Genomic DNA, 24,755 nt, shown 5'->3' on the forward strand with positions numbered 1-24,755 from the left:
AATACATCATGTCTAAAAAGAAACTTTACTTCTTATGCACAGGGAATTCTTGTCGAAGCCAAATGGCAGAAGGATGGGCTAAAAAACATTTAGGTGATGAGTGGGAAGTACGCAGTGCAGGGATTGAAGCACACGGATTGAACCCCAATGCTGTAAAAGCGATGAAAGAAACTGGAATCGATATTTCAAATCATACCTCTGATATTATCGACCCTGAGTATTTAAACAATGCTGATTTAGTTGTTACATTATGTGGTGATGCTGCTGATAAGTGTCCAATCACACCACCAAAAGTAAAACGAGTTCATTGGGGATTTGATGACCCAGCTAAAGCTAAAGGGACTGACGAAGAAAAATGGGCATTCTTCCAACGTGTCCGTGATGAAATCGGAGATCGCATTAAGAGTTTTGGTGAAACTGGCGAGTAAGAAAAATCAGCCAAGAGTATCTTGACTCTTGGCCTTCCTTACACTGTTTATATAAGCGATTACTTATATTCAAATTCTTTAGGAGGGTGTTTTTATAAGTAAAATATAAATAAAAACTTCATCTTGTTGCTGATTGATTTTATTTCAATAATAAGTTTGGAGAAAGGCTCCAAACTCATTATTACTTTTCTACATTTAATTTAATTAGGTTCAACGTGGACATGAACATCATAGACATTATGTTCTTTTATTAATTCATTTTCAACCTTAGTTGCAATATCATGGGCCCCGCGAATATCTAAATCGGAATTGACCAGAATCACAATGTCCACAACTACGTTATTCCCGTAATTCCGAGCTTTGATGTCTTTAACCCCTTTTACACCATAACAATCAATGATTGTTTCTTTATATGTTTCTATTTGTTTTTCGTCAAATCCATCGGTCAAATAATGGGAAGCATCTCTAAAAATCTCCCAACCTGTCTTACAGATGAGTAATCCAACAATTATAGCAGTAATTGGATCGAGCCAAGGAAGATTGAACTGGGCACCAACGATACCAATAAATGTACCTACACTGACCCATGCATCTGAAAGGTTATCCTTTGCTGCGGCCATAACAGATTGGCTATTGATCTCCCTTGATAATTTTTTATTATAACGATAAACAAAATACATAACCAAAGCACAAAAGAGTCCTGTCCAGGCCGATACCAAATCTGGAGATTCATTTTTTCCATTAAATATACTAGTAATCGCTTCATATGTTACTTGTATTCCAACAACCATCATAATAAATGAAGCGACCATGGAGGCAACTGTTTCAGATTTCCAGTGCCCATATGGATGGTCATCATCAGCTGGACGTTGTGATAATTTAAGACCAATCAGTACAGCAATTGATGCAATTATATCTGTTGCATTATTTAGACCATCCGCTTTTAGTGCTTCAGAGTTAGCTATTAAACCTACTGCTAATTTTAATGAAGATAAGCATATGTAAGCAATAATGCTTATTATCGCTCCTCGCTCTCCTCTTTTCAGATCCAAATATCCTTGTTCATTCATGCTTCTATCCCCCACTATTTCATCCTTAACTATTATGGAATAAAAGTATCTAGTGGGTCTAGAGAAACCTTTTGTCTTCCTTCAAACTAAGTAATGGCAATGAAAAATAGTTTCACTGGGGCAACTATTCGGAGTATTGTTTTAGAAAGGAAGGGTAGTTTTTTAATTAACCATTAATAATTGAAAAAGATAAAACATTACACTACAATATGTAATGGATGGGAGGCTGTTATATGACAATCAATAATTTTCGTTTTGACCAAGAAGGACTTAATCGTTTTTTCGGTCCGCTTGAGTCTAAAATAATGGACATTCTTTGGGAAGGCAATGAAAAGAGTATAAAGGACGTTCAACAAAAATTAGAAAATGAAAAACCGATAAACTTTAATACGGTTATGACGGTTATGAACCGTCTTGTCGATAAAAACATACTTACCAAAAGATTGGAAGGGAGAACATCTCTCTTTAAACCTGTAAAGAGCAAAGAGGATTTTATTAGCGACCAATCTAAAAAACTAACGGATAACCTTTTGGACGAATTTGGGGGATTAGTTGTAAATCATATGCTGGATTCATTAAATGAAGTTGATGATCGATTACTTCAGAAACTGGAACAAAAAATTGAACAATTAAAAAAGGGCAGAAAGTAAAATGGCCTGGAAACATAAATCAATTGCCGTTTTAGGTTTAGCCCTTTTCTTTGCGATCATTTTGTTTGTTCAAATAGCTATGTACCTATTAAATATTCTATTTGGCCCATTAGAGCTATTTAATATCTTTAATTTTTGCGTTAGCCTATTTGAGAAAGGCACATTTGCCCATTATGCAATCTTACTAATTGTGAATGCTTATATTTTTTATACCGTTTTCATCATTTGTAAAAAAATCGTTCAGCAAATCTCGCTATTAAGTTCATTTCAAAATAAAATTCAACTCCTTATTAATAACGATAAATCCAAACAATTGAATCAAACTTTTAATAGAAATAATGATGATATAGTGGTTATCGATTATAAAGAGCCTTTGGCATTTACATTTGGGTTTTTTAAACCTGTAATTGTCCTTTCTACTACATTAACTGAAATGTTAGATTCAAAGGAATTAGAGGCAGTCATCTACCACGAGACTTCCCACCAAAGGTATTATGATGGAGTTAAGGTTTTTATTTTACAAATCATTTCAGAATCTATATGGTATATCCCTCTTACGAGATGGTCCTATCAGAATTATCGGATTATGATTGAACTAGTTGCAGATGAATATGCTATTAATCGGATGGGTTCAGAACTTGGATTAGGAAGTGCTTTATTAAAGCTAATTAAGAAGAAGCAACTAAAAGTTAATTCAAATCTTACTCCAGCAATTGTGCATTTTGCGGATACGACAGTCGATTACAGGCTTCAACAATTGATTAATCCGCAACAATCCATTCCCGTTAAAGTTCAGACACGATCAATCGTTATCTCTTTAAATGTATTTATTTTAATATTATTCCTATTAGTTATTGCCTAACAAGGATTGGAGGTAAAGTCCAATCCTTTATGTATTGATTGGTTAATAGATTAAGTTGTAGAAAATTATTATCTCTTGACCATTTACAACAGTTTACACTACAATAGGTAGTGTAAATTAAGTTATTTCATGTAAAAGGGAGAATATGTTACCTTTTAACACTACGATTTGTAGTGTGAAATTAAAGACATTTAGATTTTGAAAGGAGAAAGTAAATTGAAAAAATCAGAAGTCGGGACACTAATTCTAAGGTTATTTTTAGGGTTATCATTCTTTATTCATGGTGTTTCAAAGTTTCAAAATGGGATTGAAAATACTATAGGTTGGTTTGATAGTCTAGGAATTCCAGGTTTTGTGGCGTACATAGTCGCCATTATTGAATTAGTAGGGGGTCTGTTGTTAACAATTGGATTTGGAACACGATATATCGCAGCTCTCTTTGTATTCATCATGATTGGAGCCATTTGGAAAGTAAAATTGGCAGCAGGTTTCATGGGAAATGGACAAGGTGCGGGGTTTGAATTGGATCTTGCCTTTGCGGTCATGGCAGTATTTATATTCCTAAATTCAACTTCTGCTCTTTCTCTTGATTCAAAATTGTTATCTAAAAAACCACAATAAAGATGTAAATTCATAGAGAGATTAAAAGTTTAAATAGAGGGTGAATAGATGTCTTCAGGAAACAAAAAAACAAAAAAATCGAAAAATCAATCATCTAAATTTATATTCTGGGTGATTGGTTTAATAGCTGTTTGTCTAGTCGGTATAATTTTTTTATCAAATACGGCTAAAAAAGAAGCAATAGACTATGAGGGACAACCCTTTTTAGGAGAGAAGTCTGCCCCAGTAAAAATAGTTGAATTTGGTGATTATAAATGTCCTTATTGTAAAAATTTTAATGACACACTTCTCCCGAATATCGAAAAGGATTTTATCGATACAGGAAAAGCTTCGTTTTATTTCATGAATTATTCGTTTATCAATGTGGATTCTACTCGTTCTGCAAAATTTGCAGAAAACGTCTTTAAGGAACTGGGAAATGAAAAGTTTTGGAAGTTCCATGAACTATTATATGAAAAACAGCCTGATGATACTGAAGCAGAGCAAATGGATATATATTCAGATTCTTTTCTTAAGGACACTTTAAGCGAAATTGTTTCTGAAGCAGAGGTGAAAAGAGTGGTTAATGCCTTTAAAAATGACCAATCAAAAGAGGCATGGGAAAAAGATATGAGTGCAGCTAATAAGTTAAGTATTACAAGTACCCCTTCGATTTTTATTAATGGTGTGAAATTTGAAGGGAACACCTATGACGATTTCAAGAAGCGAGTAAACGAAGCAGCAAAGGAAGAGTAATTTCTAGAATAAAAAGTAATACATCAAAAAAGGTGGTACATCGTCTTAATCGATGAGCCACCTCGTAAATTTATTTCTTCTCTTTATCGTGGTCATCATCCATTATGCCCTTTGTTGACTGTTTAAATTCTCTAAGTGTAGATCCTACGGCACGACCGAGCTCTGGGAGTTTTTTCGGCCCAAAAACAATTAAGGCAATCACAAATATCAATAATGCACCACCAATTCCTATATTAGCCATTTCAAATTCCTCCAGATTATTTTACGAAAAAAGCCGTAAAATACATGATTAATATTCCAAGAGTAAATCCAGTAAAATTCATCCATGATACAACTGGTTCATTATTCTTTTTGTGTTCTTCCATCAGCATTTTGGAAATAACGAATATTACCTGTAAAATGGCACCTGCACCAACACCTAAAAATACTGCACCCCAAATTGGTGAAAAAATAAACCCTCCGAACCAAGTTCCCAATATCGCAGGGGCACCTGCAATCGTGCCTAATAACACAAATTGGCTAATCTTTGGCTTACTTTTCAGTAATGGTGCAGCAATCCCAATCCCTTCAGTAATATTATGCAGAGTAAATCCGATTACTAAAAATGTACCCAATGCAGCTTCACCTAGTGCAAATGATGAGCCAATAGCCAATCCTTCACCAAAATTATGAAGACCAATTCCTGTTGCCATCAATAATGAAATTCCTAGTGGAGAATAACCCGTTCGTTTTTGTCTTTGGTTTTGATATTGATCAAATCCAACCAGTAAAAGAAATGAAAGAACTGTACATATAATCACAACCATGTTGCCCTGGAATACTGACGGTGCTTCTGCTCCTATTTCAAATCCATCAAATAACGTACCAAAAAATAAGAATAGCAGGAGGCCAACTGTGAGAGCAAGAATGGCATTAATCCAGCTTTTTTTCAAACGTTTCATAAATGGAAACCATAGTAATCCTAATGTAATGGGAACAATTCCTACATAGAAGCCAATAAATCCGTAGTTCAACACATTATCCCATGAAAATTCGGGAGTTAAGGTGGCTGCATCAATAACAGCTTCTGTTATTATCCCATTTTCAGATATTAATAGAATTGTATGAGGATCACCTTCTACCCATGGATACTTAATCGTCACCTTTCCATCTTCAAATCGTTTAAGTGTTGAATCAGGAGTTATTGAAAAATTCCATACAGAATCATCCACAATCACTTGAGATATGGTCAATGTCTCTGGGCCAGTATTACTGACATCTAGCTCAAATCCTGAAGGTACAATTTTAATCTGTTCAACATTTAGAACCTCTATTGGAGCAGCAGGATCTCGTTCTACTCCAGCACCATTTTTAAATACCCACCCCAATACAAGCAGTAACAGAACAAGTGGAATAAGACCTGTAATTAACCACTTTGATTTCATAAACATGATGACCACTCCTTTCTATTCAACCTCAAAGAATCCCATCCAGCCAAGTTCTGCAAACTCACTAACATGAGCGTGAAACATATATTTCCCCTTGTACGGAAAGCGAACTTCAATGATTCCACGTTCCCCTTGGCATTGCATGATGGTATCAGTAAATTGAGTCGGATTGTCGTTTCTACCAGTTGGAATATAGGTAAAATAATTTGCGTGTAAATGGAAGGAGTTTAGTAAGTCAAACTCGGTTAAATTGCTCAAATAGATGCGGACAAGTTCATCCTTCTTGATTTTAATTGGATGATTCATAAAGGCAAAAGCGTACCCATTCACCGTATAAAATTCGTTTGCACCGTCTAAATCTAAATCAAAAGCATTCATGACCATATTTAATTCTAGTGCAGGTTCCCTTGGAGTTTTTGGATCTATAATAAAATTACCGTATAACCCTTTATGAATATGTCGTCGTAGCGGTAGAACATGGCAATGATAAAGTTGTAATCCATATGGATTTGCTTCAAATTCATACGTAAATGATTGACCTGGATCGATAGGATCTAATCCATCCATGTCTGGTGGGTGAATCCCATGAAAATGAATAGAATGTGGATGACTCCCACTGTTTGTAAAATGAAATCGTAGAAGATCGCCTTCGGTACAGCGGAATGTTGGACCTGGAACGGTTCCATTATAAGTCCAGCCTGGAAACTTAATACCATTTGCAATTTCAATTTCCTTGTCAATCGCTACAACTTCATATTCACGTAAAGTCCGACCGTCTGAAAGTTTTGTTGCTTTTCCATAATCAAATTCGGTTAAAAGACGTTCAGCCATCTTATAACCCTCTGTTTTTGAAGAATCATACTTATTGGTGTGATTTGCAGAATGACTATTGTGATTGGAAGCATGATTCTCTGCATGAACTACACCTGAAAAGGGTGCCACTTTATTTAAATAAATACTGCCTGCAATCCCTAGTGCTCCAGTAGTTCCCATTTTTAAAATATCTCGCCTAGAAATTTTATTTTCCGCCATTCTTTGACCTCCTCTTAAAAAGTTTCCTTTATGCAAATTTATTTGTCCTTGCCAATACTCTATGACAAAGACAAACTTATTGTCAATAACCAAATATAAGTTTTTATTAAAACATTCAAATAATTGTTTGACCATTGGAATACCTTTTTATATACTAATAATCAAATAGGTGTTTGAACGAGATAGTAAGGGTTTTGAAGAAAAATGGCCACTTTCTTATTTTTGATGGAACAAAAAAATGACTAGAAAACAGCGGATCCTTTGTCCAATTCTTAAATTTCTCGGTACGGATATAGGATTGGATTTTTATGATATTCACAAAATTGTTGAAAATCAATACAAATTAATACAAGATACAAATGTTATGATGAAAGGAATGTATAGAAAAATAGTGGCTATGAAGAAAGGAAATACAAGATGAAAAAATTACTTTTCTTACTAATTAGTATGTTGGTGATGATTCCAACAATCGCAAGTGCACATACAGAATTAACTTCATCCAATCCTGCTGCAAATCAAATAGTTAAAGAGGATCTAAAAGAAATCGATCTTACATATGAAGGTAAGATTGAATCCTTAAGCACCATGACTTTGGTAAAAGATGGGCAAGAAGGACCCTTAGTAAGTGTTACACCAAAAGAAAATCAATTAATAGGTACATTATCAACACCGCTAGAAAATGGCTCCTATACGATTAAATGGAGTATTGCTGGTGAGGACGGTCACCCCATAACAGGTGAAATTCCATTCACTGTACAAAAAGAAGTTAAGGAGGAACCAAAAGCTGAAACAAAACAGCCAGTTACTCCTAAAAAAGAAGAACCTAAAAAAGAGAATACCAAACAGGAAAAAACTAATAGTGAATCGACGGATAAGACATCTAATTTAAACCCAATTATTATTGTAGTGGTACTCGTAATTTTTATCATCGGTCTATTCCTGTTATTTAGAAGGAAGCGTTAAAAATGGGGTTCGTAATTCCTATTACAGAATTCGGAAGTTATTTATTGTATTCCATCCTTGTTGGTCACGTAGCGTTACAATTTGTACCAGAAGCCAATAAGCCCAAAATAAATATTCCGAAACCAATTTTACTGCTTTCTACACTTGGTCTGATTATCTTTTCGTTAGGACCCATTATTCAAACCGTTTCCTATTTTCAGGATGGTATAGGTCTTGCACTAGCAACGAAATCTGTTTTGTTAGACTTTCAAGTTGGGCGAGCATGGATCTTAATAGGTTTAATAGCCACATGTTTATATCTAACGATTTTGCAAAATGGCTCAAAATATATACAAGCTATTTTACTGTTCTTAATGATATTGGCTGTTGGTTATTCTAGTCATGTGGCTTCGCTCTCATTTTGGGCAGGTTTATGGTCGCATAGCATTCATTTTTTAATAGTTACATTATGGACAGGCATACTGATTAATGTTGCCTGGTTCTCAAAAGAGGAGACAAATTGGTCTAAATTTTTAAGGTGGTTTACTCCATTTGCGGTTTTATGTTTAATCATCATTCTTTTAAGTGGTATCTATCTGATGTTATTTTTGGTTGAACCAAAGGACTATGTAACGGCTTGGGTTTTGCCTTATGGACAAATGCTGCTTTTAAAGCATATTAGTATAATCCCTGTTTTAGTTTTTGCCTTTATAAATGGTGTACTTTCAAGAAAATCATTAAAGATTTCATCCTTCAATCCTAGACCATGGATAAGAGGGGAAAGCGTGATTCTTTTATTCGTTTTTTATTTCACGGCTGTGATGGGAACGTTATCCCCACCACATGAAGTTGAATTTACCGTGAAGTCGGAGGGTGCATCTAAGTGGGTGGAATGGTTATGGGGGAAAAATATCGTTTCAACCTTACAAGTGCATTTTGCACCTTCATTCCAATCGCTATTGTTAGTTATTCTTTCAATGCTATTTTTGTTAATGATTTTGTTCAGTTTTAAACAGAAAAGACCTATATTAGCAGTAGCACTTGGTGTGACTTTTATCATTGTTTTATATATGGGTTTGATGTTCTCTTTGTCCATTTAAATTTTAAAACGTAAAAATCGCTTCGAAAATTGCTGGATAATAACAAAAATCAAATCATAAATTATAAGAATAATTTAATACAGGAATATATAAAAGATGGTAGCCATATTATTGGCTACTTTTTTGTTGCCTTTAGAAAGTAAGTGCATAAACGCCCAACTAATAACCCATGATAATATCATTTCTAAATGTTTACCTACTAACTAGGAGATTGTCCCAATCATTTTTTGCTTTTAAGCCTAATATACAGCTAAATATCATATGTTAGTAAGAATTATTTTTTAAGCAAAAACGGATTGGGAGGATCTTTATGATTGAAGAAATAAGGTTAAGCAGTTTGGTAACCTTGCTTATTTTTGGTGCTATGTTTTTGGGTGGATCCTCCGTTCGACTTATGATTCATTTCTTAAATAAGAACTCTTTATACTTACAAGTCCTTTGCGGAGGAATGTTAACAGGCATGTTTGCATTTGATTTACTTCCTGAAGTATTTAGCCATTTTCAAACAATCGGTATTCTTACGGGCATTTCAATCGGTATCTTTATCATGATAACAATGGAAGTTTTCTTGCATAATAAATCTTATCTTCATCAAGGTGATCAAGAGACGCTTTATCTTTTATTTATAGCATTAATCATACATAGCATTCCTACGGGGGTCACGTTTGGAATTAGCATCCAACAGGGGCAACTGATAAACTTTGGACTTTTGGCAGCTTTTATTCTCCACCATATCCCCGAAGGTATGATTCTTATGTCATTAATACCAATTACAAAAATGAAAAATCGATTGTTTACAATTTTTTGCTCAACACTATCGATAGTGATTGGCCTGAATATCCTTATGGGACTAAATATGAGATGGGATTCATTAAAATGGAACACTGTCATGATGGGAATGACAATTGGAACCATGGGTTACGTTACATTTTATGAACTGCTGTGGAAGAAATCGAAAAACCTGCCGAAAGGAAAAGTAGCTTTCGTCGTTCTTTTGGGGATGATTGGTATTCATTATTTCCTAAGATTAATTGGTCTTTGAAAGACTACCTGATGTTTAGGTAAATCTAAAAGGAGTAATTTTTATGCCGCACTTCCAGGGCTCTTTATGTGGTATCGAGATAAAAGAAATGTTATCAAAATTTACAATAATTTTACTGAATATCCATCTCCCTATAACACAACTAAATTACTATTATAACTGTTGAATAATATAAATGGGGGCCAGTAAACATGAAATCTCGTTTTAAGAAGGCTATTCCTTTAATCGCAACGACTGTTCTCGCAACCACTGCTTTTACAACCCAAACCTTATTTAATCAGGGTGGTAATCAAAAAGCGGAAGCACAAGCATTCTCAAAAGAAGATGTGAAAAAGAAAGACGTTACTTGGCTTGCAGGTGATCACCATATACATAGCGAGTGGAGTGTAGGCTGGGACAATTCTACAAACCCTCCAACGGCAATTCGAGGTGGAGATGCCATTTATCCAACTGTAAAAAATGCAACAAATGCCAGAAAGTACGGACTTGATTGGATGGTCACAACGGATCACGGCGGTCCGAACCATTCTAAAGTGAATTTAGAACAAGCATATCCTGAATTATTGAAATCTCGTCAAGCAGTACCTGAAGTTCTTCAATTCTACGGAATGGAATTCGATACACCTGCTGCTGATCATAGTTCATTAATTATTCCAAATGGGGATAATGAATCGCAAACACTTTATGACATTGAAAGCAAGTTTAATACTCGTGAACCATATCCGAATGATGGCAGCAGAAATACTGAGTCTAACATGATAGATGCTCTTAACTATATGAAAGGACTAGAAGAAAAACCTGTTCTTTTTGCCAACCATCCTTCTCGTTCTGCAAGCGGGGATGCAAAGTGGGGGCAGGATACACCGCAGGAATTCCGTAATTGGAATGATACAGCACCGAATGTTTCTGTAGGTATGGAGGGTGCTCCAGGCCATCAAGCGGGTGCGATCAATCCAGATGGGTCTATCGATCCTAGTGGTACTCGTAGTGGATACGGAAATTATCCGACAATGGGCGGATTCGATCAAATGACGGCTAAAGTTGGAGGCTTTTGGGATTCAATGCTAGGTGAAGGAAGACATTGGTGGGTAACTTCTACTTCTGACTCACACGTCAACTGGCGTGATGGAGGCAGCGACTTCTGGCCTGGTGAATATTCGAAAACATACGTAAAAGCAGAGAAAAACTACAAAGATATAATGGAAAACCTTCGTAATGGTCATGTTTTCGTTACAACTGGTGATCTTATCTCAGAACTAGATGCTAAAGCACAAGCTGTGGGCAATACTCCAATGCATGCTGAGGCTAAAGGAAATACAGCATCATTTGGTGAAACTCTAACTCTTCCAGGGAAGAAATCTAGCGATGTAGCGGTAACGATTCGCCTGAAAGATCCAAATGCTGCGAACTCTCATGGCGATAAGCCAAATGTAAAACGTGTAGACTTAATTATGGGTGTTGTAAAGGGAAAAGTGGAAGACCGTTCAACTGCTGCTAATCCTACAACAAAAGTCGTGAAACGTTTCACTGAAAGTGACTGGAAACAAGACGGTGAATATATCAAGATTTCCTATACATTAAAAGATGTGGATAATGATAGCTATATTCGCTTGCGTGGCACGAATACAGACCAATTAGAACCAGTAGCAGATCCAAAAGGCGAGAACCCATGGACCGATCTTTGGTTCTACTCAAACCCAATTTTCATCAATTCTAGTAAATAATTAGGTACAAACGGAAACTTGACGAGGGGCATAAAAACTCCTCGTCTTTCCATTATCTTGGTCAGACAACATTGAAATAACATAGAAATGGACGTGAATATAGTGAAAAAGTTATGGTTCCCTATTTTGCTCATCTTTCTTTCATTAAGTTCTTTCCCTCCTCCCTCGGCATCTGCTCATACCAATAATAGTGAAGGTTTTTCCACCATTGAAGTCAAAGAGAAATCATTGGATTATGAATTGAAGCTCGATCTGGAAGAACTAGGGCATGCGCTGAATAAGGAAACTGATCAAAAGCAGTTAATTGACCACAAGGTTGTGCAGCAATATATTAATTCCCATATAAAACTTTATACAGACAGCGAACTGATTGAAGGTAGCGTGGTAAAAACAGATGTAGAGATGATAAAGGAGCGTCCTTTTGCGGTCATTAACTTGGCGTATAAAACCGAGCATAAACCAGAAAAACTAGTAGTCCAATATAATATGTTTATGGATGATTCTGACCCAAGCCATGCGAACTTTGCCACCATTAAAATGGATGGGAAACAGCAAGAAAAGATTCTTACATTCGAATCAAGAGAATTAGAGATTGGAGAAGTAAGTTTCTTACAGAATACGAAACAGTTTTTAGTTCTTGGATTAGAACATATTTTCACAGGTTATGATCATATCCTGTTTGTTATTAGTTTGCTTTTTGGGGCAAAAACGATTCGTCACATTTTATCCTTAGTAACAGCCTTTACGATTGCCCATAGTATCACATTAGCATTGGCAACTTTCGATATCATTCATCTACCAAGTAGATTTGTAGAGTCTGCTATCGCATTAAGCATTATTTACGTTGCACTCATTAATATTTTTAATCAGGACTCAAAACACCAGCCATGGCTTGCTTTTGGTTTTGGATTAATCCATGGATTCGGTTTTGCAGGAATCTTATCGGAAATGAGATTAGACACAAACCATATGGTTACGTCCCTTGTATCCTTTAATTTAGGAATTGAAATAGGTCAATTAATAATCGTTTCTTTAGCATATCCGCTAATTTTGTGGATCAAGAAATTAACCTTAAAACCAATTAAATGGGTCATCCCTGGAACCTCAGTAGCTATATTAGCATTTGGACTAGTATGGTTCATTGAAAGAGCTTTTTAAATTGAATTATTATCAACCTGATTCCTAGTAAGAAATAGAAATAGATAAGAAAGGGAAAATTAATATCTCTGAACCCCCAAAAAGAGACTTTCAGCTAGTCTCTTTAACTATTAAGCATTTCCAATTGGTAATAGGCATCTAAAAATTTTTCATAAGTTTGTTTACCATATTGTTCGAAATTGTTATGGAAAAACAGATCCATAGTTAATTCCTTAGCTTCTTCAAGAGAACAATTTCGAGAAATCATTATTAAATTTATATAAGAGAGAAAATACTCTTTTTTTAACGTACTGGCATGATTTATAGTCATGAGAACCCCCCTTTCTAGAAATAAAACTATGGCCACAATAAGTTACCTTGTTCTGTGGCCATCTATTTATACGAGGTAAAAGATGAAACCTCTTAGCACATTTTAAAATTCTCCTAGCACCCGCAAACGCAATTGTTTTGGTTACTTAAATCCGTTTTTACATTCTTGGTAAAAGTAAATTTCCTAACTAATTTTTGTAAAAATGATTCATTATTAACGTTAGTAAATATCCAAGCTTCGTATGATATTTTCTCAAGTTCTTTCTGTTTATCCCTAACTAACACTTCGATATTGTAATGATACATATAAAAATCCTCCTTCTTAAAAGTTTTAATCAAAAAAAATTGATTTATTTTCGAGAAGTAATTTTTTCACTAAGCGCGAGCACACTGGCAGCAGAGGGAAACTGAGGTTGTAGATTCAGGTAAGAAAGGTTTTAAGTCTTTTTTATCAGATGAATCAGTGTAATGTTTCCATGCATTTCTCGCATTCCTTTCGGTTTCTTCCTGACGAAATTTCATCATTTGATAAACTGAATACTCATGAAACATAATGAATTCCTCCTATTAATCAAATGATATTGATATATATATAAATCAAAAAAAATTGATATATGCTTTAAAAAAATTTATTAACTGGACGGCTTGAATATGCAACAAAGTTCATGGGATAACAAATGATTGAGCTCTTCTTGATTCAGTTCGTAATAACTCCAGGTTCCTCGTGTTTCTTTTGTTATAATGTTGGCATCTAATAAAATCTTTAAATGATAAGATAGCTTTGATTGAGCCATATCCATCATTGGAGCAAGATCACAAACACACATAGAACCTTTTTGAGTTAAAATATTCATGATTTGAAGTCTCTTTTTATCAGCTATTGCTTTAAATTTTAACTCATAGTCTTCAAATACCTTTTCTAATGATATATCTTGTAATTGAATTTCTTCTTTCACGTTTTTCACCTACTTTTTAAATCAAATAATCTTGATACATTCATAATATATCCAATATTTTCATATGTCAATCACCTTTATCAAAAAAAATTGATTTAGTTAAAGGCCTCATTTAGAGGATAAATAGCTGCTCAATGAAAAAACAATTTTTTTTGATTTAAGGGTTGCAATTAGAAAAATTTGCTAATATACTTAAAATGCAAAATCAAAAAAAGTTGATTTATAATTATTAAATCAATTTTATTTGATTTAATATACTTTTTAAAATAAATCATTTGGAGGGTTTATTATGAGAATGCATGTTGGGGTAAATGTCACTGATTTAAACAAGTCGATTGAATTTTATACAAAAGTTTTTAATTCGGAGCCGGTTAAAGTCAAGTCGGACTATGCTAAGTTCTTACTTGATGATCCTGGTCTTAATTTCACTTTAAATTTAACAGAAGCAGTTGCAGGAAACCAAGTTGGTCATTTTGGTTTCCAGGTGGAAAATCTAGAAGAAGTTCTACAACATAAAGACCGTTTAGAGAAATTAGGCTTTTTTGCAAGGGAAGAGATGGGTGTTACCTGTTGTTATGCAACACAGGATAAATTTTGGGTAACCGATCCAGACGGGAACGAGTGGGAATTCTTTTTTACAAAAGGTGATGTCGAGACAATGAAAACTGAATCAACATGCTGTACAACTCAACCAGTAAAAGTTGAAATCAAAACCGCTTCATCTTGTTGTTCATAAGTTTGGAGAGTATAATGCCTCCTGATATCAATAAGTTCTTAATGCCTCCTTTCAGTTAAATGAAAGGAGGCATTTTTTTGTTGGATAGAAAATTATAAAATAATTAATCGCGGCTAACATTGCAATAGTTCTTTGCTTGCTCCTGTTTGTTCCCTGTATAAATCTGGAACTATTTTCATAAGGTTATCTTAAAGGGGGGATCAAAATGTACTATACGAAATCTATAGTAAGCGGAATTATTGCGCTGGTTATTATCGTGGTTGGCTTTTTTTCTAGTACATCCGTTGATTCTGGATATAGAGGAGTTCTTTTACAGTTAGGGGCCGTTAAACCGACTATTTTAACGGAAGGATTTCATTTTAAGATTCCGTTTATTCAAACCGTTCAACCCATTGAAGTTCGGGTCCAAAAAGAAGAAAGTTCGCAAACAGCTGCCTCAAAGGATCTGCAAATGGTCACCGCCATGGTGGCCGTAAACTATTCTGCTGATCCAGATGCGGTGAATAAGCTCTATCAAGAAATCGGCTTGGATTATCGTACCCGCATCGTTGACCCAGCAATTGCCGAATCACTTAAGGCAATCACCGCCCAGTACACAGCGGAAGAATTAATTTCCAAACGACCGGAAGTATCCGCAAAAGTGAAAGATATGCTCGCAAGTAAATTAACTAAATATTATATGATTCTTGAAGATATCAATATCAAAGAATTTGCTTTTAGTGAAGAATTCAATAAAGCAATTGAATCGAAACAAACCGCGGAACAAAATGCGTTACGTGCAAAAAGAGATCTCGAAAGAATCAAAATCGAGGCCGAGCAGAAAATTGCTCAAGCTGGTGCAGAGGCTGAAGCCTTACGATTGAAAAAACAAGCGGTAACGGCGGAATTAATCCAATTAAAGCAAATTGAAGTCCAAGAAAAGGCTTTAGAAAAATGGGATGGCCGCTTGCCAAGTGTAACAGGCGGAGCCACTCCATTTGTTGATGTGGAGGGACTTTCAAAAAAATAAGCTGGGATATGTCTCACGCAAACCATGCTGATTATACTTCAACAATATACGGTGATAAAGGAGAGGCAATGGGCCTCTCTTTTTCTATGGTGAATTGCCGTTTCCAAAGTGTCCGAGACGAAATCGGAGATCGCGATATGTATTGCAACCATCCTTAAGAGGTTTAGACAGGAATGAAACTTCTAATACTATAGATAACTTTAGTTCCGTTACGGCGTTTGATAGGATTTATAAGGAGAGATGCAAATTTGGAAGCAATTTACCATGCATTTTTGGTTTTTGTGGTAGGATATTTGTTTTTAAGGCTGACTGGAAAAAAAGCTGTAGCTCAAATGCACAGTTTCGATTTATTGTATATTCTTGTCCTAACCAATATCATCAGTACCCCTATAGAGGTTAAAAGTATGGGAATGGCTATTACCTATGCTGGAATCACAGTCATTCTATATAAAATCTTTATACGTTTATCCTTACATAATAAATTAAGATGGATTCTTTATGAAAGTCCAACGGTATTAATTCATAACGGGGATATCGATCGAAAAGGGCTGAAAAAGGTGCGTATGACAATAATTGAGTTATTGTCATATTTAAGAGTACAAGGGTACACTGATACTCAAAACATTGCCATTGCAGTGATGGAGGAAACAGGAAGTATTAGTGTGATCCCCAAGTCGGAATACCGACCAGTTCAACCTAATGATTTAAATTTACATGTAAAGAGAGAATATCTTCCTATCCCACTGATTATGGACGGTCAAATTGTTTACCATAATTTAAAATATCTGCAATTAGACCGTGGTTGGCTAATTGACGAGCTCGAAAAATCGGGTGAAAAAGTAGAGAATATTCTATTAGCAACTTTTTTAGAAGATGGAAAGTTATTTATAGACAATAATGAAATGAAGGAACATAAAGGCGATCCATATTACTACAAACCAGGGAGAGATAATTAAATTAAGTATAGTTGGCTGGGGAGCCTACATATTCTATATGAAATAGAAATTTGTTTGTCCTTATAAAAATCCTAGGGAAAGAGCCCTTCCGATTCTTATTTCTTAACATAAATTGTAGGGAATAAGTCTAAGGAGGGGTATAAAATGTTTGGATATGGTGGATTTGGTGGTTGTTGTGGCTATGGCTACGGTGGTATCGGCTACGGGGGCGGATTTGCCTTAATCGTTGTATTGTTTATCTTGTTAATCATCGTTGGAGCCACAATCTGTTTCTAAGAAAATTCGATTAGTCGTAACTTAAAAAAGCCCTACAAGGGCTTTTTTGGTTGAAACTATACTTCATTAATATCGTCCATGGGATTTTGAAGCCGTTATAAAGATTTCAGGAACTTCTGAAAATTCGGTTGACTTATCCTGCAGTTGTTTTATTATAGGAAATATAAAACGATGTTTTACTTATAAAACGAATAGGAGGGAGAATATGCCTTTTTTACAAGTGGAAGATTTACAGATCCATTATGAAATCGAAGGAGAGGGTGCCCCATTAATTATCTTACATGGAATGGGGAACAACTCTCAATCATGGCAAAAGCAATTAAAGGGATTATCCAATCAATTCACGGTGATTGCATGGGATGCACCTGGGTATGGAAAAAGCTCTGATCCAAAAGTGGAATTTAGGGAATTTAAGCAATTTGCTGACGTTTTAAAAGGATTTATCGAAAAATTAAACTATGAATCTGTCACGCTGCTAGGACATTCAATGGGGTCGGCGATTGCACTCGATTTTAGTTACCGCTTTCCCGAACTGGTTGATGCGTTAATTATTTCAGATGCAACAAGAGGGGCAGCGGCACTAAGTAAAGAAGAGAATGAACGGAAATTAAAAAATCGTCTACATAACATTGAAACAGTAGAGCCGGCAGAACTGGCGAAGCTTCGCGTAAAGGAACTCCTTTCACCGCAGCCAGATCTGGAAATAAAGAAAGAGGCAGAAAGAATCTATTCGCAAATCAGACCGAAGGGATTCCGCTCTGTCGCCTATTCACTTTTTTCTTTAAATCAAATGAATATTATATCTTCGATCACTACACCTACCCTTGTTATTTGCGGAGAATTAGATAGAGTAACACCAGTTAGTGAGTCGCAGATTTTTCATGAGACAATAAAGGATTCAACATAAATGACCATCCCTAGGACTGGTCATTTATGTTATCAAGAAGATCCCAATAACTTTAATGCAATCGTTCTAGACTTTCTGACCTCATTGGTGAAAGTATAAATCAAGAAGAGATTGCCCTTCTTTGCATAAACTTTGATATGATTGTAGTATATGAAAATTAATAACAATGAGATGGTGAAATGCTTATGGCAAAAGATGAAAAGGAACGATATAATGCCAATGCCTTAGTGCGAGGATTGGAAATTTTAAAGCTATTTAGTGAAGAGCGTCCCACATTATCCTTGGTTGAAATCGCGAAAGAACTGGATGTAAGTCGAACTGTTCCGTTCCGGTTATTGTATACACTTCAAACACTTGGATATCTCTATCAAGATGAACATACGAAGCGCTACAGTTTAACCCCAAAGGTGTTGGAATTAGGCTTTGCCTATTTAAGTACCTTAAAACTCCCTGAAATTGCGCAGCCATATTTAGAAAAATTAAGGGATGAAACTGGGGCATCTTGTCATTTATCGATTTTGGATGGTCAAGAAGTTGTCTATGTTGGCAGTGCGCCAGTCCGAGGAGTCTCGGCAATTAATGTGAATATTGGCTTAAGACTGCCCGCCCATGCGATCGCTAATGGAAAAGTACAGCTGGCCTATCAACCCCAAGAAAAATTAAACCAAATATTATTTGGTTCTAATTTAAAACCATATACGGAAAGAACGCAAACAGATTACATGGATTTTCAACAAGAATTAGCTACGATTCGGCAAAAGGGATATGCGATTACCAAGGGTGAATTCCATCATGGAATTCAATCGGTTGCTGCTCCCATATTTGAGCGAACGGGTCAAGTGATGGCAGCGATTAATGTGGTCGCCACAGAAGCTACCTTCAATCAAGAATTTATTGAAAAAATTGCCTTACCTAAAGTGCTGGAAGTTTCCGACATATTATCTGGATTTATGGGCCGCCACTCAAAAATGAACTAGAAAGCTTGCGAATTTTCGCAAGTTTTTTTGTTGTTGTGTTTTATATATGAAACTAATTTTATTTTGTGAAACAAAATGAATGATTTTTGTTGACGTAATATTCTCAAAACTTTAAAATGAACTTAGTGGTAAACTGTGTTTTGTATATAAAACATTTTTCTTACTGCGAAAAATAAAAAAAGGAGTGATAAGAGTCCGTTTGGGCGTTTGAAGTATTATATATTTAATAATTAAATCTTCTGGAAGCGCATTCACTCGATTAAAATCAAAAGGGGGCTCTTTAATGCTGAGAACGAATAAACGTTGGATTTATATTGCTATGCCAATTTTCTTTTTTTGGTTTTTTGGACAAATTGATAAATTAGGTATTTCAATTATCCAAACGGATCAAGGTTTCTTAAATGATCTGGGATTAACAGGTGCAGATAAGAATGCAAAAATTGGGATGATTACATTTATCTTTACCATAGCTTATGCCTTATCCAATATCTTTTGGGGATTTATCATTGACAAGCTTGGAGCAAGGAAGACAGGTATCTTCGGTCTGATTGTATGGGCTATTACCATGATTATTGGCGGGTTATCTACTTCCTACGAGATGTTTATCTTGAGCCGTGTCATTCTTGGTATTGGTGAGGGGATGATGATTCCGATTTGCGGAAAATTTATCTCAAACTGGTTCAATCAGCGTGAACTTGGGCGGGCACAATCCTCATGGCTGGTAGGAAACTATTTAGGACCTGCTAGTGGAGCGATTATCTTAACGCTTGTTATTGCCACCTTCCATTGGCAAGCCGCCTTTTTCGCTTTAGCAGCCTTTAATATTTTAATCGTTCTTCCTATGTTTATCTTCCTTACTCGCGATACACCTGAAGAACATCCACGACTAGATCAAAGGGAATTAGCGTATATTCGACAGTCAGATTCCAAAGTATCAACGAAAAAACAAAGCTTTGTTCAAGACTATCGTTATTGGATTGTCTGGTTCGGTATGTTAGTGTCGTCATTTTTATTTTTCGGTATTAGTATTTGGCTGCCTACTTATTTAGTCGGAGCGAAAGGTTTCACAAGGGAGGCTATGACTGGAATCACCTCTTTATCTTGGCTATTTGCTTTAGGATTCGTATTAATTTGCGGATTTCTAGCGGATAAAACCAAGCGTCCTGGTTTACTTGCGACGATCCTATTTCTTTTGACGGCATCATTTTTAACTGCGGCCATTCTTTCTCCGCAGCCAGTTATGGCCGGGGTATGCATGGGCTTAGCAATGGGAACACAAGGCGGCGTATTCCATTTAAGTAATTTATTTATGGTTAAATTCTCTACGCCTGAAACAGCAGGACGTGCTGCCGGGTTGATGGGATTTACTAACATTCTTGGCGGTTTTTCAAGCTATATTATGGGTTGGATGGTTGATATTGCCGGTGGGGACTTTGGACCTTCCATTGTGATGTTGATTATCGCAGCTACGCTTGGGTTCATTGCGTATCTATTTACATTGAAAAGGGAAGCAGCAGAGCTAAAGATTGAGAATCTACCTCCTCAACAGGTGATTTTATAATATGTTAGTAGGCTATATTGTTTCTCATATAAAACATAGTTTGATATATTAAATATTCTCAATATTTATAATTGACAATTATAGTATTGGGGATTAATATTAGTTTATAAAGGAAACAACGTTTTGTATATAAAACATATTCAAGAAGGAGTGTTGTAAATGTCTGAGGAAAAGTTTTCAGTTGAAGCGTTTGAGAAAAAATATGTGGCGAGGTTAAAGGATCGCTCACTAGATTTTAACGTGTTGAAGTTTCAGGAAGAAGTGGACCCAGCTTATCGTAGAGCACAGATGAGATATATCGGCCGCGGTGCCACGGCTAATAATGATGCAAATGTGATTGCTGCAGAACACTTCACATTAAGCACCATGGTTTTACCAGCAGGGTGTAAAGGACCACTTCATTTACATGATGATGTGGAAGAAGTTTTCTTTATCTTAAAAGGCAGTGTGACTGCACTCATCCAAGAAGAGGGTGAAAGTGAAGTCCATGAAATCGTCTTAAATGAAAGGGATTGTATCAGCTCTCCTCCAGGCGTCTATCGCGGACTGCGCAATGATAGCGATGAAGAGGCATTAATGCTCGTTATGCTGGGTGCTGTTAAGCCGAATTTACCGACCTATCCAAAAGGAAGTGCTTTAGAAGAACTTCGCATCAAACGTGCAAAGGAAAGAGAAGCAGTTATTAACGGAAAATAATTTTTCAATAGGCAGATGTTTCTCAGCAAACATACTCCCTGAAACTTAAGAATTTGTTCGTTGACAGGGATGGTCCTCTTATTTTCATGCGGGATCATCCTTGTTAACTTTAAACGAAAAAATGGAGGTAGCAGGATGTTAGGAATCACACATTTAAGGCATATTAGCTTAATTACCCCCGTTCTCAAGGAACAAGCTGAATTTTATGAGAAAATTTGGGGCTTGGATAAGGTTTCTCAAGATGAACAGTCTGTTTACTTTCGCGGGGCCGGCCCTGAAAACCATATATTAAGCTTGCATGCAGGAGAAAAAAGAGGGCTGCACCATATTGCATTCGGAATGGTGGATAAAAACGCAGTCGACAGAGCGGCAGAAATCCTTGCTTCAAAAGGTGTGAAGATTGTTTTTCCGCCTGGTTATTTGGATGAGGAAGGAAAAGGTTATGGGTTGCGTTTTGTCGATCCAGAAAATCGCTGTATCGAATTATCAGCTTGGGTGGAAATCCATACCTCGATTTGGAACAAGAAAAATGTCGATCCAGTCAAACTGAACCATGTCGTAATGAATACGAAAGACCTTGATATGATTACTGATTTTTATACGAATGTCCTAGGGTTTAAGGTGACCGACTGGAGCGAGCACCAAATGTCCTTCTTACGCTGTAACAGGAAACACCACTCGATTGCCTTCAATCAGGATGCTCACGCTTCTGTTAATCATATTGCCTACGAAGTGGATACGGTGGATGAAGTGATGCGAGGAATCAGTAATGTCAGAAAAGCAGGCTATCAAGAGATTTGGGGCCCAGGACGCCACGGTCCTGGAAACAATGTTTTTTGTTACTTCCAAGATCCAGGGAAGTTTGTGATGGAGTATACCTGTTATTTGGAAACGATTGAAGATGAGTCAGAATGGAGAGCGCGTGTCTGGAAGCGAGTGCCACATTTAATGGACCAATGGGGAATTGCCGGCCCTCCAAAACCGGAAACACGGGCAGCAATGGGCGGCGAGCCAGACCCAGGCTGGGTAGATGTTAAAGCATTGGTATAGCAGGAAGGGGTGTCATAATGGATTTGGGATTAAAGGATAAAGTAGCGGTCATTATGGGTGGAACATCTGGAGTGGGCTTAAAGACAGCAGAAATGTTTCTTCAGGAAGGTGCCCGCGTCGCGGTTTGCGGCAGAAATAGCGAGCGGAAAGAAAAAGCCTTTGATCACCTGCTGAAATTTGGACCAGCCGATTCGATTTTTGCAGCAACCTGTGACGTGACTAATAAGGATGATGTTAACGCGTTTATCAACGGGACAGCGACACACTTTGGCGGGATTGATATCCTTGTGAATGCTGCTGGACAAAGTGTCATGGGTTACTTTTTTGATGTGACGGATGAACAATGGGAGCAGCAAATCCAGTTGAAATACTTTGCGATTATTTATGCTGTGAAGGCGGTTCATCCTTATTTGGTTAAGAATGGCGGCGGCCGCATCATTAATATCAATGCTACGTTAGCGAAAGAGCCGGAAAGACATATGATTGCGACGGCGGCAACAAGAGCCGGATTATTGAATTTAAGTAAGACTCTATCGCAAGAGCTTGCTTTCGATAATATTTTAGTCAACTCAGTGAGCTTAGGGTTGATTCGTACCGATCAATGGGAGCGAAGAAGATTGAAAAATGCCCCAGATATGAACGCAGAAGACTATTATTCTGACTTAGCCAAAAAGCGAAATATCCCTTTAGGGAGAGTTGGCGAAGCAGAAGAAGTGGCGAGTGTGATTTTATTTTTAGCATCAAGCAAAGCGAGTTATGTAGCGGGTTCAACCATTGAAACAGCTGGAGCGCTGGGGAAAGCGCTTTAATTACTGATAAAGGCAGGAATGAATGATGAGCGAACAAAATCAGATGGAATATACCACAGCAGATGCAGTTGTAAAAGAACTTGTCCGTGCTGGAGTGGAAACAGCGTTTGGAATTGTCAGTATACACAATATGCCGATCTATGATGCGATTCTCCGGGAAGGAAGCATTCATTTAGTCTGTTCCCGCGGTGAGAGCGGCGCGGCAAATATGGCAGATGGTTATGCCAGAGCAACGGGTAAATTGGGAGTCGTGATTACGAGTACGGGAACAGGTGCCGGAAATGCGGCAGGTTCGTTAATTGAAGCATGGGCCGCAGGTGTACCAGTTCTTCATCTTACCGGTGAGGTGGCTTCCCCTTACCTAGGAACGGGCAGAGGATATATCCATGAATGTAAAGACCAGTTGTCGATGATGGAAGGGTCTTGTAAAAAAGCAGTTCGCTTAAGAAGACCAGAGCAGGCAGCTGCCGTCGTCCGGCAAGCCATACAAGACGCGTTTGCCTATCCGGCAGGACCAGTAACACTTGAAATCCCCATTGATTTTCAATCAGCCATTATCCCTAATCATCCGATTGAGGATATCAGTTTAATAGCTCCAACCAATCAAACCATTCCATCCATTCCTGAAGAGGCATTAGCCAAAATTAGTCATGCTCGCCGGCCGGTCATTTGGGCAGGAGGAGGAGTGATTACATCTGGCGCCTCAAATGAGGTTACCGCGTTGGCAGAAACGATTGGGGCGGCCGTGATCACCAGCCAATCTGGAAAAGGAAGCATTCCTGAAAATCATTCACAATGTATCGGTCACTTTGCTGCGAATGAATTAACGAAAAACCTACTGAAAGATTCAGACCTGTTGATCAGTATTGGGGTTCGCTTTAGAGGGAATGAAACAGCCAATTGGAAAGTCCCTGTTCCAAAAGAACATATCTCGATTGACGCGGATTGGCAGGCGATTAATCGTAACTATGAAGCGACCTATGGATTAGTAGGCGATGCGAAACAAATTTTACAAGGATTAAATCAGGCATTATCACAGAAATCAATCGTTCCAGATCCTGCCTATCTAGATGAAGTACAGTCCGTTCGGGAAGAATTGCGGACGCAGTTACGAGCAACACTGGGTCCTTATGAGCAAATCCTCGATGGGATGAGAAACGTGTTACCAGAAAACACGATTTTAGTCCGGGATGTAACCGTTCAGGCGAATGTGTGGGGAAGCCGCTTATTTGAAATCTATCAACCTAGGACATCGATTCACGCGTCCGGCGGCGGGATTGGACAAGGGCTGCCAACAGCGATTGGTGCGCAAATGGCTTTTAAGGATCGTCCGGTTGTGCTGATGGCAGGCGATGGCGGATTTATGGTCAATGTCGGTGAAATGGCCACTGCGGCCCAGGAAAAACTACCGTTGATTGTGGTCCTGTTTGATGATGCGGGTTACGGGGTGCTTCGAAATATTCAAAGTGCGGCCTATGGTCGTCAAGTTGCCGTTGATTTAATGAGCCCTGACTTTGTGCTACTAGCGCAATCGATGGGATTTGATGCCTCACGGATCGGTTCAGCCACAGAATTTGTCACTGAACTGGAAAAGGCCGTTGCTGGTAAAAAGCCAACGATGATTGTGGTTGACATGGAAGCGGTCGGACCAATGGCGAAACCCTTTGGAGGTCCTCCAGGTGCAGCAGATGCTTTCAAACCGAAAAAGTTATAGGGAGGAAT

General features: G+C 37.2%; 28 protein-coding genes. 21 read left to right on the forward strand and 7 right to left on the reverse strand.

Going from position 1 to position 24,755, the window contains the following annotated elements; translation table 11 throughout:
* Positions 1 to 8 precede the first annotated feature (8 nt).
* Positions 9 to 428 (forward strand): arsenate reductase (thioredoxin), encoded by a 420-nt coding sequence (gene arsC, locus AB7942_RS14255; protein WP_369447358.1) that lies wholly within the window; start codon positions 9 to 11, stop codon positions 426 to 428.
* Between the two features lie 200 nt (positions 429 to 628).
* Here the strand turns inward: arsC and AB7942_RS14260 are convergent, their stop codons facing one another.
* The gene (locus AB7942_RS14260; RefSeq protein WP_335712333.1) at positions 629 to 1,498 is read right to left on the reverse strand and encodes a cation diffusion facilitator family transporter; all 870 of its coding nucleotides are present in this window, start codon (positions 1,496 to 1,498) and stop codon (positions 629 to 631) included.
* A 233-nt stretch (positions 1,499 to 1,731) separates the two neighbouring features.
* Between AB7942_RS14260 and AB7942_RS14265 the strand changes: the two genes are divergently transcribed.
* The 4 genes from AB7942_RS14265 to AB7942_RS14280 all read left to right on the forward strand — a co-directional run bounded on the left by AB7942_RS14265 (position 1,732) and on the right by AB7942_RS14280 (position 4,366).
* The gene (locus AB7942_RS14265) at positions 1,732 to 2,148 is read left to right on the forward strand and encodes a BlaI/MecI/CopY family transcriptional regulator (RefSeq protein WP_098932687.1); all 417 of its coding nucleotides are present in this window, start codon (positions 1,732 to 1,734) and stop codon (positions 2,146 to 2,148) included.
* Between the two features lies 1 nt (position 2,149).
* Positions 2,150 to 3,010 carry a M56 family metallopeptidase gene (locus AB7942_RS14270; RefSeq protein WP_369447359.1) on the forward strand — a complete coding sequence of 287 codons (861 nt, stop codon included), beginning with the start codon at positions 2,150 to 2,152 and terminating at the stop codon, positions 3,008 to 3,010.
* A gap of 216 nt (positions 3,011 to 3,226) precedes the next feature.
* On the forward strand, positions 3,227 to 3,631 hold the full coding sequence (locus AB7942_RS14275; protein WP_369447360.1) for a DoxX family protein: 405 nt from the start codon (positions 3,227 to 3,229) through the stop codon (positions 3,629 to 3,631).
* A gap of 48 nt (positions 3,632 to 3,679) precedes the next feature.
* Positions 3,680 to 4,366: a DsbA family protein gene (locus AB7942_RS14280; RefSeq protein ID WP_369447361.1), complete on the forward strand. Its 687-nt coding sequence runs from the start codon at positions 3,680 to 3,682 to the stop codon at positions 4,364 to 4,366.
* A gap of 70 nt (positions 4,367 to 4,436) precedes the next feature.
* Here the strand turns inward: AB7942_RS14280 and AB7942_RS14285 are convergent, their stop codons facing one another.
* Genes AB7942_RS14285 through AB7942_RS14295 form a run of 3 tightly spaced genes read right to left on the reverse strand, consistent with a single transcriptional unit; the run spans position 4,437 to position 6,825 of the window.
* Complete coding sequence (locus AB7942_RS14285; RefSeq protein ID WP_088089754.1) at positions 4,437 to 4,607, reverse strand: twin-arginine translocase TatA/TatE family subunit; 171 nt, start codon at positions 4,605 to 4,607, stop codon at positions 4,437 to 4,439.
* Positions 4,608 to 4,623: 16 nt separating this feature from the next.
* Positions 4,624 to 5,790 (reverse strand): ZIP family metal transporter, encoded by a 1,167-nt coding sequence (locus AB7942_RS14290; RefSeq protein WP_335440149.1) that lies wholly within the window; start codon positions 5,788 to 5,790, stop codon positions 4,624 to 4,626.
* Positions 5,791 to 5,811: 21 nt separating this feature from the next.
* Positions 5,812 to 6,825 (reverse strand): multicopper oxidase domain-containing protein, encoded by a 1,014-nt coding sequence (locus AB7942_RS14295; protein ID WP_369447362.1) that lies wholly within the window; start codon positions 6,823 to 6,825, stop codon positions 5,812 to 5,814.
* 417 nt (positions 6,826 to 7,242) lie between these two features.
* Between AB7942_RS14295 and AB7942_RS14300 the strand changes: the two genes are divergently transcribed.
* From AB7942_RS14300 to AB7942_RS14320, 5 genes are all read left to right on the forward strand, one after another.
* The gene (locus AB7942_RS14300) at positions 7,243 to 7,788 is read left to right on the forward strand and encodes a copper resistance CopC family protein (protein WP_369447363.1); all 546 of its coding nucleotides are present in this window, start codon (positions 7,243 to 7,245) and stop codon (positions 7,786 to 7,788) included.
* 2 nt (positions 7,789 to 7,790) lie between these two features.
* On the forward strand, positions 7,791 to 8,867 hold the full coding sequence (locus AB7942_RS14305; RefSeq protein ID WP_369447364.1) for a copper resistance D family protein: 1,077 nt from the start codon (positions 7,791 to 7,793) through the stop codon (positions 8,865 to 8,867).
* Between the two features lie 310 nt (positions 8,868 to 9,177).
* Positions 9,178 to 9,909 (forward strand): ZIP family metal transporter, encoded by a 732-nt coding sequence (locus tag AB7942_RS14310; protein WP_369447365.1) that lies wholly within the window; start codon positions 9,178 to 9,180, stop codon positions 9,907 to 9,909.
* A 191-nt stretch (positions 9,910 to 10,100) separates the two neighbouring features.
* Positions 10,101 to 11,633: a CehA/McbA family metallohydrolase domain-containing protein gene (locus tag AB7942_RS14315; protein WP_369447366.1), complete on the forward strand. Its 1,533-nt coding sequence runs from the start codon at positions 10,101 to 10,103 to the stop codon at positions 11,631 to 11,633.
* A 102-nt stretch (positions 11,634 to 11,735) separates the two neighbouring features.
* Entirely contained in the window at positions 11,736 to 12,791 is a 1,056-nt protein-coding gene (locus AB7942_RS14320) for a HupE/UreJ family protein (protein ID WP_369447367.1), read from the forward strand.
* Between the two features lie 103 nt (positions 12,792 to 12,894).
* Here the strand turns inward: AB7942_RS14320 and AB7942_RS14325 are convergent, their stop codons facing one another.
* From AB7942_RS14325 to AB7942_RS14335, 3 genes are all read right to left on the reverse strand, one after another.
* Complete coding sequence (locus tag AB7942_RS14325; RefSeq protein ID WP_369447368.1) at positions 12,895 to 13,101, reverse strand: hypothetical protein; 207 nt, start codon at positions 13,099 to 13,101, stop codon at positions 12,895 to 12,897.
* 374 nt (positions 13,102 to 13,475) lie between these two features.
* Positions 13,476 to 13,652 carry a hypothetical protein gene (locus AB7942_RS14330; protein ID WP_369447369.1) on the reverse strand — a complete coding sequence of 59 codons (177 nt, stop codon included), beginning with the start codon at positions 13,650 to 13,652 and terminating at the stop codon, positions 13,476 to 13,478.
* An 80-nt stretch (positions 13,653 to 13,732) separates the two neighbouring features.
* Positions 13,733 to 14,056 (reverse strand): ArsR/SmtB family transcription factor, encoded by a 324-nt coding sequence (locus AB7942_RS14335; protein ID WP_369447370.1) that lies wholly within the window; start codon positions 14,054 to 14,056, stop codon positions 13,733 to 13,735.
* Positions 14,057 to 14,345: 289 nt separating this feature from the next.
* Between AB7942_RS14335 and AB7942_RS14340 the strand changes: the two genes are divergently transcribed.
* The 11 genes from AB7942_RS14340 to AB7942_RS14390 all read left to right on the forward strand — a co-directional run bounded on the left by AB7942_RS14340 (position 14,346) and on the right by AB7942_RS14390 (position 24,747).
* Entirely contained in the window at positions 14,346 to 14,792 is a 447-nt protein-coding gene (locus tag AB7942_RS14340) for an ArsI/CadI family heavy metal resistance metalloenzyme (RefSeq protein ID WP_369447371.1), read from the forward strand.
* Between the two features lie 205 nt (positions 14,793 to 14,997).
* Positions 14,998 to 15,801, forward strand: coding sequence for a prohibitin family protein (locus AB7942_RS14345; protein WP_369447372.1), 804 nt, complete (start codon positions 14,998 to 15,000; stop codon positions 15,799 to 15,801).
* Positions 15,802 to 16,049: 248 nt separating this feature from the next.
* On the forward strand, positions 16,050 to 16,757 hold the full coding sequence (locus AB7942_RS14350) for a DUF421 domain-containing protein (protein ID WP_369447373.1): 708 nt from the start codon (positions 16,050 to 16,052) through the stop codon (positions 16,755 to 16,757).
* A gap of 195 nt (positions 16,758 to 16,952) precedes the next feature.
* Positions 16,953 to 17,033 (forward strand): YjcZ family sporulation protein, encoded by an 81-nt coding sequence (locus AB7942_RS30545; protein WP_410884644.1) that lies wholly within the window; start codon positions 16,953 to 16,955, stop codon positions 17,031 to 17,033.
* 205 nt (positions 17,034 to 17,238) lie between these two features.
* Complete coding sequence (locus AB7942_RS14360) at positions 17,239 to 17,940, forward strand: alpha/beta fold hydrolase (protein ID WP_369447374.1); 702 nt, start codon at positions 17,239 to 17,241, stop codon at positions 17,938 to 17,940.
* A 185-nt stretch (positions 17,941 to 18,125) separates the two neighbouring features.
* Entirely contained in the window at positions 18,126 to 18,917 is a 792-nt protein-coding gene (locus tag AB7942_RS14365) for an IclR family transcriptional regulator (protein ID WP_369447375.1), read from the forward strand.
* A gap of 283 nt (positions 18,918 to 19,200) precedes the next feature.
* Entirely contained in the window at positions 19,201 to 20,478 is a 1,278-nt protein-coding gene (locus AB7942_RS14370; RefSeq protein ID WP_088089744.1) for an MFS transporter, read from the forward strand.
* A gap of 159 nt (positions 20,479 to 20,637) precedes the next feature.
* Positions 20,638 to 21,174: a cupin domain-containing protein gene (locus AB7942_RS14375; RefSeq protein WP_369447376.1), complete on the forward strand. Its 537-nt coding sequence runs from the start codon at positions 20,638 to 20,640 to the stop codon at positions 21,172 to 21,174.
* A 135-nt stretch (positions 21,175 to 21,309) separates the two neighbouring features.
* On the forward strand, positions 21,310 to 22,224 hold the full coding sequence (locus AB7942_RS14380) for a VOC family protein (RefSeq protein WP_369447377.1): 915 nt from the start codon (positions 21,310 to 21,312) through the stop codon (positions 22,222 to 22,224).
* Positions 22,225 to 22,241: 17 nt separating this feature from the next.
* A complete protein-coding gene (locus tag AB7942_RS14385) occupies positions 22,242 to 23,033 on the forward strand; it encodes an SDR family oxidoreductase (protein ID WP_369447378.1) in 792 nt (263 codons plus the stop codon).
* A 25-nt stretch (positions 23,034 to 23,058) separates the two neighbouring features.
* Positions 23,059 to 24,747 (forward strand): thiamine pyrophosphate-binding protein, encoded by a 1,689-nt coding sequence (locus AB7942_RS14390; protein ID WP_098932677.1) that lies wholly within the window; start codon positions 23,059 to 23,061, stop codon positions 24,745 to 24,747.
* The last annotated feature ends 8 nt before the right edge of the window (positions 24,748 to 24,755 follow it).

This window comes from Neobacillus sp. BF23-41 (assembly GCF_041106275.1).